Origin of the sequence: Denitromonas iodatirespirans (genome assembly GCF_018524365.1) — a bacterium.
Lineage (GTDB): Bacteria > Pseudomonadota > Gammaproteobacteria > Burkholderiales > Rhodocyclaceae > Nitrogeniibacter > Nitrogeniibacter iodatirespirans.
Genome location: NZ_JAEKFT010000036.1, coordinates 1 through 15,985 on the forward strand (window position 1 = coordinate 1; position 15,985 = coordinate 15,985).

Here is a 15,985-nt window from a genome sequence, read left to right on the forward strand (position 1 = left end):
GCACCAGGGCCGAGCGGCCCGCGCGGCTGCCGTCGGAGAGCGTGCTGTGCAGCGTGACCGTCTGGCCGAGCAGGGCTTTGAGTTCGATGAAGGCGTCGGTCGAGAGCAGATCGACCACCAGCTCGAAACCCGCCGAGAGCGCCTCAGTCCCCCACCACGCTTCGACCGGCAAATCGAACGGCGCGTCGCGCCAGGTGAGCGCGAACAGGCGGGTGTCGGAGGTGAACATGGGGGTGCCTTGCAGCCGGAAGAGGCAGCCATTTTACATACGACAATGACATTTGCAATAACACGGTTGCAGGGCTTGTACTTTCCTTCACTACGCCCCGGGCTCGCCCTAGAACATCGCGCTGATCTCGTCGAAACCGACGGCCTCGTCGGCAAACGTGAAGCTGCCGTGGGCGCGCATTTCGCGCGCCGCACGCAGGAAGGCGCCGAGCGCGGCGCGCGACAGGGCGCTGCCCACGCTGACACGCTTGACCCCCAGCGCCGACAGCTCGGCCAGGGTCAGCCGGACGCCTTGCAGCCCCATCACCACGTTCACCGGCCGATCGACGGCGCGCACGACGGCGGCGATCTCGTCCCGACTCGTCAGCCCCGGCGCGTAGAGCACGTCGGCGCCTGCCGCCTGGTAGGCCTGCAGGCGGGCGATGGTGTCGTCCAGATCGGGCCGGCCGACGAGGTAGTTCTCGGCGCGGGCAGTGAGCATGAACGGGAAGGGCAGCGCCCGCACCACCTCGGCCGCCGCGCGGATGCGCTCGACCGCCTGCGGCAGGGCATAGAGCGGCGCCTCGGGACGGCCGGTGGCGTCCTCGATCGAGGCGCCGACCAGCCCTGCCGCCACCGCCTGGCGCAGCGTCTCGGCGACAGTGGCCGGGTCGTCGCCGAAGCCGTTTTCCAGGTCGGCGCTGACCGGCAGCTCGGTGGCCGCGACGAGGGTGCGCACATGCGCCATCATCGCCTCGCGCCCGATGGTGCTGTCGCGCTGGCCGACCGAGAAGGCGTAGCCGGCGCTGGTGGTCGCCAGCGCCGCAAAGCCCAGATGCGCCAGCAGCCGCGCCGTGCCGACATCCCACGGGTTGGGGATGATGAAGGCGCCCTCGCCCTGGTGCAGCGCGCGAAAGGCGCGCCCTTTGTCTTCCTGTGTCGTCATCCTGGTGCTCCGGTTGTGTGCGGATGGGTTATTCCCAGTGCAGCTCGCGCAGCCGCCAGTCGCTGCCCTCGCGCACCCACAGACCGCGCACCCGGTAGTGGCGGCCGGCCTCGGGGATCAGCCCGTCGGCACCGGTGAGCAGCACCGAGGCGTCCGACCAGGCCTGGTCGTCGGCATGGGCCAGCGGCTCGACCGTCACGCCGGTGACGACGACGCCGATGTGCTTGTAGCGCAGGAAATAGCCGGCCAGCAGGCGCTGCACGCCGGCCTTGTCGAGGCGGCCGGGGTCATCGGCGGGGCCGCCGCGGAAGGCCTCGGCCAGTTCGGCGCGCACCGCGGCGTTCTGATGCGCCGCAATGCCCTGCTCGATGCGGCCGACAGCCTCGCGGATGGCCTGCTCGGGGGGCGTGCGGCTGCATGCCGCGAGAGCAAGCGACAACAGGATGGCGGCCAGGGGGGCGATGAAGCGGGGCATGGCGACTCCGGTCTGTGCGGCAATCGATCATACGGCGCGGCAGCACGCCTGTCTTGTAATCGAGATATAGGGTGCTACACCAGTAAACAGAGCCAAAAAAATATGACGATGGCGCGCGCAAGACCGATCCACCGCGCCATCCCCCGGATCGGAGCCCCTTTACCCCGAACGTTTTCGGGGGTTGCGCCAAAGCGCCTTGTCGAGCGCTTGCACCTCGGGCCGGTCAATCCCCCGCATTGCGGAGAGCCCTTCATGGTCCGCCTGTTCCTGCTTGCCATCGCCCTGACCGTCACACTCCCCTCACCCCGCCCGGCCCATGCGGCGGACACGACCGCCAAGGTCCACGAACAGGACATCCCCTACGTTGAGGCCTGTGCGCGCGAGGGGCTCAACGCCTCCGAATGCGCCGGGCGGCTGATCTGGTTCAAGGCCACGGCCGGCAACGACCGTTTCCACACCTATGTGTTCCAGCAGCGCGTCGGGGTACTGATCGACTGGTTCCGGGTGCTGCGCTCCGATGAGCGGGGCGACCGCTTCCGCGCCTGGGGCGGGATCAACGATCCGAGCTGCTGTACGCCGGGCGAGGCCAACTGCCCGGCCAAGTCGCTGGACGAGACCTACGGCCTCGACTGGTGTCCCGGCGACGAGGAGCTGCTCAAGTATGTCGGCAAGGACGGCTACCGCGACCCGGCCTGCGATTTTCGCGATGCGCCGCTGGCCGAGGGCGATGTGCACGGGCCCCAGGACCAGCGCCAGAGCGCCTGCGACCTGAAGTTCGGCACCTCGACCGGCATGCTCGGCGTGCGCAAGTTTCCCAACCCGCGCTTCAATCTTGAGCAGTGGGTCAAACTCAACGGCCGTGCCGGCAGCTGGGAAGGCTACAACGGCAAGATTCCGGCCGCCGCCGGCTCGGAGGAGCCGGCCAAGAGCCGCCTGCTCGACGGCTCGGTCGAGCCGCCCTACCTGATCGGCACTGCCTGCGGCTCCTGCCACATCTCCTTCGATCCGCTCAACCCGCCGGCCGACCCGGCCAACCCGAAGTGGGAAAACATCAAGGGCCTGCTGGGCAACCAGTACTCGCGCATGTCCGAGATCATGGTCTCGGGCATGGCCACCAACACGCTCGAATGGCAGATGTTCGCCCACGCCCGGCCGGGCACCACCGACACCTCGGCGATCCCCAACGACCAGGTGAACAATCCCGGCACCATGAACGCACTGATCAACATCCCGCAGCGCCCGGTGTTCGCCGGTGAGAAGGTGCTCAAGTGGCGCAAGGTGGCCAGTTGCGAGGGCAAGACGGCGCCGACCTGCTGGTGCGAGCCGGGGCGTGACAACAAGTGCTGGGAGAAGTCGCTCAAGGAGGAGACCGTGCATCACATCCTCAAGGGCGGCGAGGACTCGATCGGCGCGCTGGAGGCCATCCAGCGGGTGTACTTCAACATCGGCTCCTGCTCCGAGCAGTGCTGGGTCAACCACCTCACCGACCTGCGCGTGGCCGACCCGCAACAGCGCGGCTTCGGCCAGACGCCCTTCAACATTGGCCAATGCCGACGCGACTGCCCCAACTTCCGCGCCATCGAAGACCGCCTGGTGAACGTGCTCGACTTCTTCATGTCGGCCGAGGCGCGTGCCACCGACCTGCGCGAGGCGCGCGAGAACCAGCGCCGCGCGGCCGACCCGGCGGCCACCTACGCCCTGCAGGACCTGATCGCCGACCTTGAAAAAGAGTTCGGCGAGGGCGCCGTGGCCCGCGGCCAGAAGGTGTTTGCCAACACCTGCGCGCGCTGCCACTCCAGCCAGCCCGAGGCAGCGGCCGGCCAGTTCGACGCGCTCGACTTTCACAAGGTCGACGCCAAGAGCGGCCTGCGCGCCGACTGGCTGGGCAACGATGCGCCCACCTTGGTGTCCGAGGTCGGCACCTTCCGCTGCCGCGCCCTGCACTCCAACCACATGACCGGCAAGATCTGGCAGGAATATGGCTCGGAGACCCTGCGCGCCCAGCCACCCGACCCCAACCTCAAGGAGCCGGCCGACGGCGGGCGCAGCTACTACCGCAACATCTCGCTGCTCAACCTGTGGGCGCACGCCCCCTTCATGCACAACAACGCGGTCGGCCCCGAGCTGTGCGGCCAGCCCGAGAACAAGGCCAACGCCTTCTACGCCATGCGCCCGCGCTATGTGGATGGCAAGGACCTGTCGCTGCTGCCGCCGGAGCAACAACCGGCCTGCTGGGCCTACGACCCCAGCGTCGAGGGCCGCTTCGCGCTCTACAAGGCGAGCATGGACGCGCTGCTCCACCCCGACCAGCGCATGCCCAAGGTGACCCTGCTCAACGAGGACGTGACCCTGCGCGTCGGCCCGCGGCTGTGGGACGGCACCGACAAGGAAAAGCTGGTCGGCTTCTCGCTCACCATCCCGGCCAACATCGACGGGCGCGGCGTCAATGCCGGCACGGTGGGCAACTTCCAGCACAAGACCTTCGTGGTCGACCTGGTGCAGGCCAAGTTCAAGCCCGACGAGGTCGAGGCGCGGCTGGTCAAGCAATGGGGGCCCGAGGAGGGCAAGCGCATCCTGGCCGACCTGAAAGGCATCACCGAGGAGGTCACCAGCCAACCCAACGGCCTGATCGAGGCGCTCAAGAAGCGGCCCTACCTGGTCAAGCAGATCTACAGCTCCTGCTTCGCCGAGATCGAGAACGCCGGTCACCGCTTCGGCGAGGACCTGTCCGACGACGACAAGAAGGCGCTCACCGCCTTCCTGGCCACCCTGTAAGCGAGGAGGACTGCCATGACACTGCATCGCACCGCCCGCCTCCTCGCCACGGCCGCCGCCGTCACCCTGCTCGCCGCCTGCGGCGCCAAGGAAGACAAGAACCCGCCGGACATCCCCTTCGCCCCCTGGGGCGAAGCGCACAACGCCAAGCCCGACTTCGCCGAGCTGGAGGCCCAGCACCCGCTGTCGGTCGAGGATCTGTACAAGATCACCCCCAAGAACCTCGCCCTGCTCGACCAGGAACAGGTCGACCAGATCTACGCGCGGCTGTCCGCCGGGCCGATCCCCGAGGGCCCCTTCGAGGGCGACCTGTTCTTTCCCAAGGGCGGCAGCGGCAAGCTGCGCCTGTCGGAGATCGCCGGCGGCGGGCTCAAGGGCCTGCTGGTGAATGTGGCCGGCAAGAAGCTCGACCTGATGGGCGAGATCCTGTGGAAGGGCAAGGTCTTCTACCGGGACGAGCGCCTGCTGCGCAACCGCATCGAAGACCTGGGCCCGCTCAAGACCGTGGGGCTGGTCGAAGAAGGCAATGACAATCCGCTGACGAAAATCACCGTCGATGGCAAGGACCAGTGGCTGCTCTTCCCCGCGCGGCTCTACTGCGGCCAGAGCCTGCTCGACGGGCGACGCGAATCGATCATCATCGACTACGCCTTCACCGACCAGCTGCCCGGCTACCGCCGCATGCCCGACATGATGGCCGGGCGCGACGGCTTCGCCATCCGCGACGAGATCCGCATGGTGCGCCCCGGCCTCTACCTCGGCCGCGCCTACATCGACCGCAGCTTCGTGGTGAACTTCGTGCTCTACAACAAGGCCATCGACGAGGCCGGCAAGGCCGACTACCTGAAAACCGGCAAGACGGCGGAAGACTGCTGGACCGGCACCCAGCAGCGCAAACTCGTCGCCGCGGCGCAATGAGGCCGCGCCCATGCGCAGCCTCTGGCGCCGCCTCGGCCAGTGCGTGTTCGCCGCCTGCCTGGCGCTGCCGGGCAGCGCGGCGGCCGAGCCGCCCGCCTCGCTGTTCGCGCACGTGATGACACCGCCGGGCCACACGCAAGCGCAGATCCCTTTCCCCCTCGGCGCACTGCTGGCGCAGATCCGCCCGCTGCTCGAAAGCGACGGGCCGGACCCCATGCCCCTGGTGCTGATCCCGCTTGGCCGCTCGCTGCAGCGCCACACCGCCGGCGCGGCGCACTATTTCGAAGCGCCGCGCGTGGTGGTCGCCGTCACCGGCGAGCCGGCCGGCACCGACCGCCCGCTGCTGCGCGACCGGCTCTACATCGGCTACCACGAAGCGGCCGGCGTGCTCGAAGTGATCAGCTACAACGAAGGCGCCGGGCGCTTCGACTTCGAGATCGTCGACGACTACCGCGCAGGCGCCACCCCGCGCCTGCGCGCCGGCAACCGCGGCCTGTGCCTGGCCTGCCACCAGAACGCGGCGCCCATCTTCTCGCGCCAGAGCTGGGACGAAACCAGCGCCAATCCGGCCATTCGCCGCCTGCTGGCGGCCGCGGGCGGCGACTTCTACGGCCTGCCCTGGCGCCACGGGGTAGACGTGGCCAACGCCATCGACGACGCCACCGACCGTGCCAACCGGCTGTCGCTGGCCCAGACCGTGTGGCAGCACGGCTGTGCCAGCGCCGAGCCGAGCGCCGCCGTGAACTGCCGCGCCCGCCTGCTATCGCGCGCCCTGCTGGCCCGCCTGAGCGGCACCGCCGCCCCCGGCCTGCTCGCCGACGATCCGGCGCTGGCCCCGCTCGCCGCCCACTGGGCGCAGCACTGGCCCGAGGGCCTGCCCCTGCCCGACCCCGACATCCCCAACCGCCAGCCCTTCGCCGCCACCCTGCCATGGCAGGCCCTGCCCACCGACCCGGCCGCGCTGCGCCGCCTCGCCGATGTGGCCGAGCGCTTCGACCCGCTCGCCCTGCGCGCGCCGCTCGAACACTGGCGGGGCGACGACCCGGCCACCCTGAGCCACGTGGTGCACGCCGTCGGCCAGTTCTTCGCCGATGCAGACATCGCCGCACTCGACCAGCGGCTGCGCACCGCGCCGACGCCGAGCACCGAGACGCTCACGCTCGCATGCACACGCCGCACACGCCCCGGGCGCGAAGACCTCGACTGCCACCACGCCAGCGGCATCGCGCTCAGCGCCCGGCGCACCGACACCCGCCTGTGGCTCGACCAGCTCAGCCTGGGCAGCGGCCGTGCCCATGCCGGCCTGCGCTTCGAACGCGCCGCCAGCGGCCGCTTCGTGCCGAGCGGGCCGGCGCCACGCACCGCCGAGGGCGCCGCGCTGGTGGCGGTGGCCATCACCCCGGACAGCGTCTCGCTCCAGCTGGCCGACGACCTCGCCCCGCTGCGCGCGCATATCGAGCGCCTCGCCGCCGACACCCTGGCCGGGCGCAGCGATGCGCTGGCCGATGCGCCGCTGCGCCGCGCCACGGTGCTCGCCGCGCTGCTGCCGATGCCGCCCGAGCGCACGCAACCGGTGGTACCCAGGATCGCCGAGCGCAGCGGCGTCGACGACCCGGAGCTCGCGCCCTTCTATCGCCACTGCGGGTTGTGCCACAACAGCACCGAGGCCTTTCCGCCCGGCTTCCTGCATGGCGACCGCGACACCGTGCGCGCGCGCATCGACACCTGCGCCCCGCGCATGGCCCGCCGCCTGGCGATGTGGGCGGCGCCGGCCGGCGCGCGCGAGAAAACGCCGATGCCGCCGCCGGCCTCGTCCCAGGCCGGCGACATCCGCCACAGCGGCGACCTGGCCTCGATGCAGCAGTGGCTGGCCACCCGCCTGCAAGCGAGCGGCCACGCACCGAGCCGCCTCGCCGCCCAGCCCTATGCCGACCTGCCCGACTGTGCGGTCTTTTAGAGAGACGACGCCATGTCCCCCACGCCCCGAGAACCTTCCCACTGGCTGCTGCGCACCCTGCTGTGGCTGCCCTGGCTGCTGGCCCTCATCGCCGCCATCTACGCACTCGGCCGCTTCACCGCCGACATCCCGGTGGCCTATGCCGAGGCACCCATGCACTTCAAGTACGGCTCCACCGGCGGCGAGCGCGAATCGGGCTTCCCGTACTGGATCTGGCAGGCGCTGCCCAAGGTCTGCCCCGAGCACCTGCCCGGCGAGGGCTACCGCTCGATCGGCTTCACCTACGAGCCGGGCAAGGACCTGCCGGTCGGCGTCTCCAAGCGCTTCAACCTCGGCATCGACCGGGTCTTCCTCAACTGCGCCGCCTGCCATGTCAGCACCGTGCGCGACGCGCCCGGCGCCGCGCCGCGGGTGATCCTCGGCATGCCGGCGCACCGGCTCGACATCAAGGCCTTCGAAACCTTCTTCTTCAACTGCGCGGCCGGGCCGAAATTCCGCAGCGAGTTCATCGTGCCGCAGATCGAGGCCATGGCCGGCCGGCTCAGCCCGCTCGACCGCTACGTGGTGTATCCGGTGGCCATCGCCCTGATGCGCGAACGCCTGCTGATGCTGCGCGACCGCTTCGCCTTCGCCTTCGACCAGCCCGACTGGGGCCCCGGCCGGGTCGATACCTTCAACTCGGCCAAGGTGCTGTTCAACTTCCCGATGCACCAACTGCCCAAGAAAGAGCTGCTCGGCGCCTCGGACTTCCCCTCCATCTGGCTGCAGGGCCCGCGCATGAAGCGCGACGACGGCCAGCGCATGGAGCTGCACTGGGACGGCAACAACACCCGCACCGAAGAGCGCAACAAGAGCGCCGCCTTCGGCACCGGCACCACCCCCCCGACCATCGATCTGCGCGCCATCGGCCGCATCGAGCAATGGCTGCTCGACCTCACCCCACCGCCCTGGCCCTATGCCATCGACAAGGAAAAGGCCGAGCGCGGCCGCGCGCTGTATGCCGAGACCTGCGCCGCCTGCCATGGCGCCAGCGGGCGCGACTTCTCGGGCAAATATGTCGGCCATGTCACGCCGATACAGCATATCGCCACCGACCGCGCGCGGCTCGACTCCTACACCTACACCCTGGCGGTGAACCAGGGCACGCTCTACGCCGGCTACCCGCACCGCTTCCAGCATTTCCGCAAGACCTTCGGCTACGCCAACATGCCGCTCGACGGCCTGTGGCTGCGCGGCCCCTACCTGCACAACGGCTCGGTGCCCACCGTGCGCGACCTGCTCGAACCCGCCGACGCGCGCCCCGCCAGCTTCTACCGCGGCAACGACGTCATCGACCGCAAGCGCCTCGGCTTTGTCTCGAACGTGGCCAGCGAACCCGACCGGCAATACTTCCTGTTCGACACCACCGCGCCCGGCAACGGCAACACCGGCCACGAAGGCGCCGCCTACGGCACCACGCTGGCGCCCGAGGACAAGGACGCCATCGTCGAATATCTCAAGACCTTCTGAGGCCCACGCATGAACGCCCGCCCACAAACACGTCGCCCGGATGCAGCGCAGCGGAATCCGGGGACACCGCCCCACTCCGGCACCACCACCCCCGGCGTCGGGCCTTCGGCCCTCGGCCGGGCTACGCCGACCGAGGCCCACGCATGAACGCCCGCCCGAAAACACGTAGCCCGGATGCAGCGCAGCGAAATCCGGGGACACCGTCCCACCCCGGCACCACCGCCCCCGGCGTCGGGCCTTCGGCCCTCGGCCGGGCTACGCCGACCGAGGCCCACGCATGAACGCCCGCCCGCACAAACGTAGCCCGGATGCAGCGCAGCGGAATCCGGGGACATCGCCCCACTCCGGCACCACCGCCCCCCGCGTCGGGCCTTCGGCCCTCGGCCGGGCTACGCCGACCGAGGCCCACGCATGAACGCCCGCCCAAAAACACGTAGCCCGGATGCAGCGCAGCGAAATCCGGGGACACCCACCCGAACCGGCATACCGTATGCCAGTGCGGTGCACCACTTGGACCAGCAACCGTTGAGATTCGGCACGCCGTTCCCGGATTCCGGCCTGCGGCCTGCATCCGGGCTACGCACAGGAGACGCCCCATGAACACGACGACCGGATCCCATCGCTGCCGCACCTGGCTGGCCGTACTCGGCTTGCTGCTCATCCTCGGCATCGCCGCCGGCGTCTATGGCTGGGTCAAGTTCTTCCGCGAGGTGCCGCAACCGGCCTGGGTCACCGAGGACCCGCACATGCGCTTCAAATACGGCTCGATCGGCGCCGAGGCCGACGCCGGCATCCCTTACTGGATCTTCTACGTGCTGCCCCGCGTGTTTCCCGACAAGCTGCCCGGCCCGGGCGGCTATGCCGCCTTCGGCGTGGCCTGGGAGCAAGGCATGGAGCTGCCGGTCGGCTTCACCAAGAAGACCATCGGCTTCGACCGCGTGGCCAACACCTGCGCGGTGTGCCACACCGCCAGCTACCGCGTGTCCGAGGACAGCAACCCGGTGTTCGTGCCCACCGGCCCCAACCACACGCTCGACCTGGCCGCCTTCTTCCGCTTCCTGATCGACTGCGCCAAAGACCCGCGCTTCACCCCCGACGTGCTGATGCGCGAGATCAACCTGGTCACCGACCTGGCCTGGGACGACGCCCTCATCTACCGCTACCTCATCATCCCGATCACCAAGAAGCGCCTGCTCGAGCGCGAAGCCCAGTTCGCCTGGCTGTATCACCCGGCCTTCCCCGACTGGGGGCGCGGGCGCGACGACTCGATGAACCTCACCAAGTACTTCATGATCCGCTGGCCGATGGACGACAGCTTCGGCCCCACCGACATGCCCTCGATCTGGAACCTCGGCAAGTACCAGCCCGACAAGGGCCACCGCATGAACTTCGCCGGCGACAGCCACAACGCCCGCTCGGTGGTCATCGATTCCGCCCTCGGCCTGCTCGGCGCGCCGCCCAAGGACAACGCCGAGTTCCTCGCCGAGATCGACTGGATGCTCGACTACCTCAAGGCCGCGCGCGCACCGGCCTACCCCTTCCCCATCGACCCGGCGCTGGCCGAACAGGGCAAGGCGGTGTTCGACGCCACCTGCGCGCGCTGCCATGCCTCCGAGCGCACCGGCACCGTGGTGCCGGTCGAGGAGGTCGGCACCAGCCGCGATCGCATGGAGACCTGGAACGAAAAGGCGGCGTATGAAGCCAACCAGGTCGTCACCGAGATGGGCATCGAGCGCGAGGGCCTGGTCGAAGAACCCCTGCGCGGCTACATCGCCGCCTTTCTCGACGGCATCTGGCTGCGCGCGCCCTACCTGCACAACGGCTCGGTGCCCACCCTGCGCGACCTGCTCGACCCGCCGGCCGCGCGCCCGGTCACCTTCTGGCGCGGCTACAACCTCTACGACCCCGAGCGTGTCGGCTATGTCACCTCGGGCGAAGCGGCCGAGCAAGCCGGCAGCCTGCACGACACCCGGCTCAAGGGCGGCGGCAACCAGGGGCACGACTTCGGCACCGCGCTGCCCGACGCGGACAAGACCGCACTGGTGGAGTATCTGAAAACCCTGTGACGCCGCGCGCGGCGGCGGACCCGCTCAGGAGCGTCGCCGCGCCTTGGGCCGCGCCCGCGGCGCACCGAAGATCTCGTCGCGCGCGGCCTGCTGGATGGCAAGCACGGCCGGCAGGGTGGGCTTGCCCTCGGTGGTGATCGCGTAGAGCTGTTCGACCACTTCGTCGATCTTGCCCAGGGCGTCGACGCCATACTGCCGGCACACATAGTCGCAGGTGGCGCTCGGCGTCACGAAGAAACCGGTGCTGGCCTGGCCGAAGGCCTTGAGCAGGGCGCCGTCATCGAACTCCGCCACGATCTGCGGCCGCAAGCCGCGCGCCTCGAACCATTCGATCAGGGGGCCATGGATGGCGGTGTCTTCGCCCGGCATCAGGAACGGGGCTTGGTCGAGGAAGTCCGGAAAGGGCGCCGGGTGGCGCGCTCGCAGCGCCGCGCTGCCCATCACCGTCAGGCTGCTCTCGCCGAGCAGGTGGTTGAAGCCGCGCACGCTCAGGCGCGGCGGCATCGGGCGGTCGGCAATCACCACGTCGAGCCGGTGGATCGCCAGGTCGGCCAGCAGCAGGTCGAGGCGCCCTTCGCGGCAGGTCAGCTTGATCGGCGTCTCGAGACGCAGGGTCGGCGACACCAGCCGGTAGGCCACCGCCTTGGGCACGGAGTCGGCGATGCCGATGCGCAGCGGCTGGGTGTCGCGTGTCGCCGTGTCGCTGGCCAGGGCCAGGATCTCGTCGCCCAGGCTGAAGATGGTGTCGGCATGCTCGAGGATGCGCCGCCCGGTGGCCGACAGCGTCAGCCGCCGCCCCGCACGGTCGAACAGCCGCGCCCCGAGGCTGGCCTCCAGCGCCGCCAGCTGCCCGCTGATGGCATGCGGCGTCACATGCAGCGATTCGGCCGCCCGCGCGATGCTGCCGGCCTTGGCCACGGCCCAGAAGTAGCGCAGGTGTTTGTAATTGAGCGAAGCCATGCGACGGGCGCCCCGTTGATCGAAAAAACTGATTTTGCATCTCAGTATATTCGAGTTTTATCGATGAGCAGACCGCCCTAGAGTGGGGCCGTCTTCCCCACCCACCAGGAGCTGAGATGCAAATCGAGATCACGAGCCAGGGGTTTTCCATGACCCCGGGCCTGCGCAACTACACCCTGCAGCGGCTGCGCGCACCGCGGGCCGTCTTGGCGGCGCGCGTCCATCGCATCAGTGTCCGCCTGTCCGACGAGAATGGCCCGCGCGGCGGCATCGACAAGCGGTGCCAGATTGCGATCCACCTCAGCGGTCGCCCGCCGGTGGTCGTCGAGCACACCCAGGACGACCTCTACCGCGCGATCGACCATGTCGTCAAACGGGCGCTGAACAGCGTGCTGCGCCACCTGTCGCGCCGCCGCGGCCGCGGGGCAAAGGCCATGCACCCTGCCGCCCTCGCCCCCCACGATGAACCGATGCCCGACCGGTCCGCGGTCGCCGCCGACACAGGAGCACGTTGATGCGCAGTTATCCCGATGACAGCACCGAGGCAGTCGCCCGCGTCGTTTCCCTGGCCATGCTGGTCGACGGCGGTCTCGATCCGGCCGAAACCGCCCTGGTCGCCCGCAGCGGCATGATCGAGCAGCTGGGGCTGAGCCCGGACGGGTTCGACCGTGTGGTGCAGGACTTCTGCCACGACCTGCTGCAATGCTCGGCGCACTGGAGCGCTGGGCGCTTGAGCCTGTCGCCCGAGGTGGTCGAGCAGCTGCTGGGCGAAATCCATCAGCCGGCCCAGCGCGTCCGCCTGCTGCGCACCATGCTGGAAATCGTCGCCGCCGACGGCCGGGTCACCCAAGCCGAGGCTGCCCTGCTGAGCCATGCCATGCGCCGTTGGGGCGACGACCTGGAACACTGAACGCCTTCCATCCTTCGAGGAAAAAACATCATGCCCAACCGTTCCGTCAGCACCCTCATCCACGACCGGTTCTTCATCGCCGCGCCGCTGGATCTCGATGTCCTCAGCGCTGCCACGCTGATGCGCCAGCACGCCCTCGGCGCCGTGCTGGTGGTCGACGACGGCCGCCTGATCGGCATTTGCACCGAGCGCGACATCGTCTTCGACGTGGTCGCCAACGGGCTGGACCCGGCGGCGACCCCGGTGAGCGCCGTCATGACCCGCAACCCGGTGGCAGTCGGCCCGGACATGCCCTTCGGCCACGCCTTGCACCTGATGTTCGAGGGCGGCTTCCGGCATGTGCCGGTGGTCGGCCTGCACGGCGAGGTGCTGGGCGTGGTGTCGGCCCGCGATGCGCTCGAACTCGACATGATCCGCTTCAAGCGCGATCTGGCCACGCGCGAGGCGATCACTGAAATCCTGTAGCCGTGTCGCCCCACACCGACAGCACCGCCGCCCGCACCGCGCGCAGCACCGGCTCCTCGGCGCGCTGGCGCAGGCAGGCGAAACGCAGGCTCACCGTCGGCGTCGGCGTCATCGGCAGCGACACGGCAAACACGGCGCCGGCCTCGGCGGCGCGTTCGATGTCCTGCCGCCGCGTCACCGCCAGCCCGACCCCGGCGGCCACCATCGCCAGCACCGCATCCTTCTGGTTGGCCAGCATGCTGCGCGCCGGTTCGACGCCATGCGGCTCGAACAGGGCGCGCATCACCGCGTGCTGCACCCGGTCGGGCGAGGAGTGGATCCACGGCTGGCGCGCCAGCGTGGCCACGTCGCCCGCCCCGATGGCCTCGCGCAGTGCCACGGGGGCGGCGATGGCCATTTCCTCTTCGCGCAGCACCTGGCTGTCGAACTGTGCCTCGTCGAGCGCGCCGCTGACGAAGCTGGCGTCGAGCCGGCCGCTCTTCAGCTTGGGCAGATTGGCGCCGGTGGTGCCGCCGAGGAACTCGATCTCGAGGCGAGGATGACGCGCCTTGAGCTCGCCCTGCAGCTCGACCAAGCGCAGGAAACCGGCATCGGTATTGAGCCCGATGCGCACCGTGCCGATCACCTCGCCGCGCAGCTCTTGTGCATGCAGCCCGACCGCGCCGACCGCCGCCAGCGCCTGACGCGCCCGCTCGAGCAAGGCCTCGCCGGCACTGGTCGGCAGCATGCCCTTGGGCGTGCGCTCGAACAGCACCAGGCCGAGCTCCTCCTCCAGCGCCTTGATGTGCGCGCTGATCGCCGGCTGGCTCACATGCAGGCGCTCGGCCGCGCGCGTCAGGTGGCGCTCTTCGGCCACCGTGACGAAGGTTCTGAGGTGATAAAGCTCCATGGCAGGCCCTGCGATGATCGTTGCGTGCGGCCAACACCGCACAGACGCAGTACACACCAGATCCGGCCCCCATGCCATGACGATTTCGTCGCCATTCGCCGGGCCACCTTGGCGCACCGCGCGGCTTGACGGGTCGCCCGGCACAGCGTGCGGAGCGTGGCAAGCGGGAACCATCGCACGCTTAGAATGACGCCATCCCTTTTTTGGAGAGCACCATGAACGAACGGAAAGTCGCACTCATCATCGGCGGTGGCAGCGGCATGGGTGCCGACGCGGCGCGCGCGCTGGCCGAGGCCGGCTATGCGGTGGCGGTATTGTCCTCGTCCGGCAAGGGCGAGGCGCTGGGGCGGGCGCTGGGCGGCATCGGGCTGACCGGCTCCAACCAGTCGGCCGAGGACCTGCAGGCGCTGGTGGAGGCGGCGATGGCGAAGTGGGGCCGCATCGACGCGGTGGTCAACAGCGCCGGCCACGGGCCGAAGGGCGACATCCTCGCCATGAGCGATGCCGACTGGCAGGCCGGCATGGACACCTATCTGCTCAACGTGGTGCGCATCGCGCGGCTGGTCACGCCGATCATGCAGGCACAGGCCGGCGGCGCCATCGTCAACATCTCGACCTACGCCACCTTCGAGCCGGAGGCGGCCTTTCCCACCTCGGGCGTGTTCCGCGCCGGCCTGGCCGCCTTCACCAAGCTGTTCGCCGACCAGTACGCCAAGGACAACATCCGCATGAACAACGTGTTGCCGGGGTTCATCGACAGCCTGCCGGAGAAGACCGAGCGGTGCGCGCGCATCCCGATGGGGCGCTACGGGCGGGTGGACGAGGTGTCGAGGGCGATCGTCTTCCTCGCCGGTGACGATTCAAGCTATATCACCGGCCAGAACCTGCGGGTGGATGGCGGCATCACCCGCTCGGTGTGAGGCGGGGCGACGCCCCCACGCTCAGTCCAGATGCAGCGCTTCGCGCGGATCGTGGGCGGCGCGCGGGTCGTCGGCGTCGAACAGATGGTCGAAATGCTGGTGCGCCGGGATGTGGAAGGTCAGTGCCCGCCCGCGGTGATAGACGCCCCGCAGACGATTGGCGATTTCCCACACGTGCATGTAGCTGTCGCTCACCGCGACCTTGGCCAGCGGGTGATCGGCGTCGCCGTCGCGGTAGATCACCACCTCGGTCACGGTGAAGTACCGGCGCAGCCCGTCGGCAATCATCTCGGTGGACGTGTCGGCCTGCAGGCCGCCCAGAATGAAGTACATCGAATCACCCAATCGTCGGAAAACGGTGCCGGCCAGACGGTGTGCAGCGCAACACGCGTGGCGCCGGCCTGCGGATACTAGCGCCGGATGCCGACAGTACAAACCCCTGGGGTCTGGTCGCCCAACGGCGTCCGACGGCCGGTCGCCGGTCTCAGTCGGTGGGCAGGTACAAGGTTTCCTTGATCTCTTCCATCACCACCGAGCTGCGCGACTCGGCCGCGCCCGGCAATTTGAGCAGGATGTTGCCCAGCAGGCGGCGGTATTCGGTCATCTGCGAGATGCGCGCCTTGACCAGGTAGTCGAACTCGCCCGACACCAGGTGGCATTCCATCACCTCGGGGATGAACATCATCTCCTTCTTGACCTTGTCGAACACGTCGCCCGACTTGGCCGACAGCTTGATCTCGACGAACACCAACAAGGGCTTGCCCAGCGCCACCGGGTTGAGGTGGGCGTGGTAGCCGGTGATCACCCCTTCGCGTTCGAGCCGGCGCACCCGCTCGGTGCACGGCGTGCTCGACAAGCCCACCTTCTCGGCCAGTTCGGTGATCGGCAGGCGACCGTTCTTCTGCAGCAGATCGAGGATCTTCCGGTCCAGGCGATCCAGTTCGCGCATTTCACTTCTCCATGACAAAGGACGGGCTCAAAAAAAGTG

At 69.2% G+C, this 15,985-nt stretch carries 16 protein-coding genes; 9 read left to right on the top strand and 7 right to left on the bottom strand.

Going from position 1 to position 15,985, the window contains the following annotated elements:
- From I8J34_RS21190 to I8J34_RS21200, 3 genes are all read right to left on the bottom strand, one after another.
- Nucleotides 1-229: hypothetical protein (locus I8J34_RS21190; protein WP_214363632.1), on the bottom strand; the 229-nt coding region annotated here is incomplete at its 3' end.
- Nucleotides 230-337: 108 nt separating this feature from the next.
- Nucleotides 338-1,153 carry an isocitrate lyase/PEP mutase family protein gene (locus I8J34_RS21195; protein ID WP_214363633.1) on the bottom strand — a complete coding sequence of 272 codons (816 nt, stop codon included), beginning with the start codon at nucleotides 1,151-1,153 and terminating at the stop codon, nucleotides 338-340.
- 28 nt (nucleotides 1,154-1,181) lie between these two features.
- On the bottom strand, nucleotides 1,182-1,628 hold the full coding sequence (locus tag I8J34_RS21200) for a hypothetical protein (protein WP_214363634.1): 447 nt from the start codon (nucleotides 1,626-1,628) through the stop codon (nucleotides 1,182-1,184).
- 252 nt (nucleotides 1,629-1,880) lie between these two features.
- On the opposite strand from I8J34_RS21200, the gene I8J34_RS21205 reads away from it, so the two are divergent.
- The 5 genes from I8J34_RS21205 to I8J34_RS21225 all read left to right on the top strand — a co-directional run bounded on the left by I8J34_RS21205 (nucleotide 1,881) and on the right by I8J34_RS21225 (nucleotide 10,853).
- Nucleotides 1,881-4,403 (top strand): cytochrome c family protein, encoded by a 2,523-nt coding sequence (locus I8J34_RS21205; protein ID WP_214363635.1) that lies wholly within the window; start codon nucleotides 1,881-1,883, stop codon nucleotides 4,401-4,403.
- A 15-nt stretch (nucleotides 4,404-4,418) separates the two neighbouring features.
- Nucleotides 4,419-5,321: a hypothetical protein gene (locus tag I8J34_RS21210; protein WP_214363636.1), complete on the top strand. Its 903-nt coding sequence runs from the start codon at nucleotides 4,419-4,421 to the stop codon at nucleotides 5,319-5,321.
- Between the two features lie 10 nt (nucleotides 5,322-5,331).
- A complete protein-coding gene (locus I8J34_RS21215) occupies nucleotides 5,332-7,278 on the top strand; it encodes a hypothetical protein (protein WP_214363637.1) in 1,947 nt (648 codons plus the stop codon).
- Between the two features lie 12 nt (nucleotides 7,279-7,290).
- Nucleotides 7,291-8,787 (top strand): c-type cytochrome, encoded by a 1,497-nt coding sequence (locus tag I8J34_RS21220; protein ID WP_214363638.1) that lies wholly within the window; start codon nucleotides 7,291-7,293, stop codon nucleotides 8,785-8,787.
- 596 nt (nucleotides 8,788-9,383) lie between these two features.
- Nucleotides 9,384-10,853: a c-type cytochrome gene (locus I8J34_RS21225; protein WP_214363639.1), complete on the top strand. Its 1,470-nt coding sequence runs from the start codon at nucleotides 9,384-9,386 to the stop codon at nucleotides 10,851-10,853.
- Between the two features lie 24 nt (nucleotides 10,854-10,877).
- Here I8J34_RS21225 and I8J34_RS21230 read toward each other — a convergent pair whose 3' ends face one another.
- Nucleotides 10,878-11,813, bottom strand: a complete 936-nt coding sequence (locus I8J34_RS21230) for a LysR family transcriptional regulator (RefSeq protein WP_214363640.1) — start codon at nucleotides 11,811-11,813, stop codon at nucleotides 10,878-10,880.
- Between the two features lie 116 nt (nucleotides 11,814-11,929).
- Here I8J34_RS21230 and I8J34_RS21235 point away from each other — a divergent pair, with 116 nt between their 5' ends.
- The 3 genes from I8J34_RS21235 to I8J34_RS21245 are packed head-to-tail and all read left to right on the top strand — an operon-like array spanning nucleotide 11,930 to nucleotide 13,188.
- A complete protein-coding gene (locus I8J34_RS21235; protein WP_214363641.1) occupies nucleotides 11,930-12,328 on the top strand; it encodes an HPF/RaiA family ribosome-associated protein in 399 nt (132 codons plus the stop codon).
- Nucleotides 12,328-12,723, top strand: coding sequence for a TerB family tellurite resistance protein (locus I8J34_RS21240; RefSeq protein ID WP_214363642.1), 396 nt, complete (start codon nucleotides 12,328-12,330; stop codon nucleotides 12,721-12,723). Before I8J34_RS21235 ends, I8J34_RS21240 begins: the two co-directional genes overlap by 1 nt.
- A gap of 30 nt (nucleotides 12,724-12,753) precedes the next feature.
- Nucleotides 12,754-13,188, top strand: a complete 435-nt coding sequence (locus I8J34_RS21245) for a CBS domain-containing protein (RefSeq protein ID WP_214363643.1) — start codon at nucleotides 12,754-12,756, stop codon at nucleotides 13,186-13,188.
- On the opposite strand, the gene I8J34_RS21250 is transcribed toward I8J34_RS21245, so the two are convergent.
- Nucleotides 13,172-14,077, bottom strand: coding sequence for a LysR family transcriptional regulator (locus tag I8J34_RS21250; RefSeq protein ID WP_214363644.1), 906 nt, complete (start codon nucleotides 14,075-14,077; stop codon nucleotides 13,172-13,174). The two genes, I8J34_RS21245 and I8J34_RS21250, sit on opposite strands and share 17 nt — an antisense overlap.
- Nucleotides 14,078-14,292: 215 nt before the next feature.
- On the opposite strand from I8J34_RS21250, the gene I8J34_RS21255 reads away from it, so the two are divergent.
- Complete coding sequence (locus tag I8J34_RS21255; protein ID WP_214363645.1) at nucleotides 14,293-14,997, top strand: SDR family oxidoreductase; 705 nt, start codon at nucleotides 14,293-14,295, stop codon at nucleotides 14,995-14,997.
- Nucleotides 14,998-15,018: 21 nt separating this feature from the next.
- Here the strand turns inward: I8J34_RS21255 and I8J34_RS21260 are convergent, their stop codons facing one another.
- Complete coding sequence (locus I8J34_RS21260; RefSeq protein ID WP_214363646.1) at nucleotides 15,019-15,330, bottom strand: RNA-binding protein; 312 nt, start codon at nucleotides 15,328-15,330, stop codon at nucleotides 15,019-15,021.
- Between the two features lie 151 nt (nucleotides 15,331-15,481).
- Nucleotides 15,482-15,946 carry an Lrp/AsnC ligand binding domain-containing protein gene (locus tag I8J34_RS21265; protein ID WP_214363647.1) on the bottom strand — a complete coding sequence of 155 codons (465 nt, stop codon included), beginning with the start codon at nucleotides 15,944-15,946 and terminating at the stop codon, nucleotides 15,482-15,484.
- Nucleotides 15,947-15,985 lie beyond the last annotated feature (39 nt).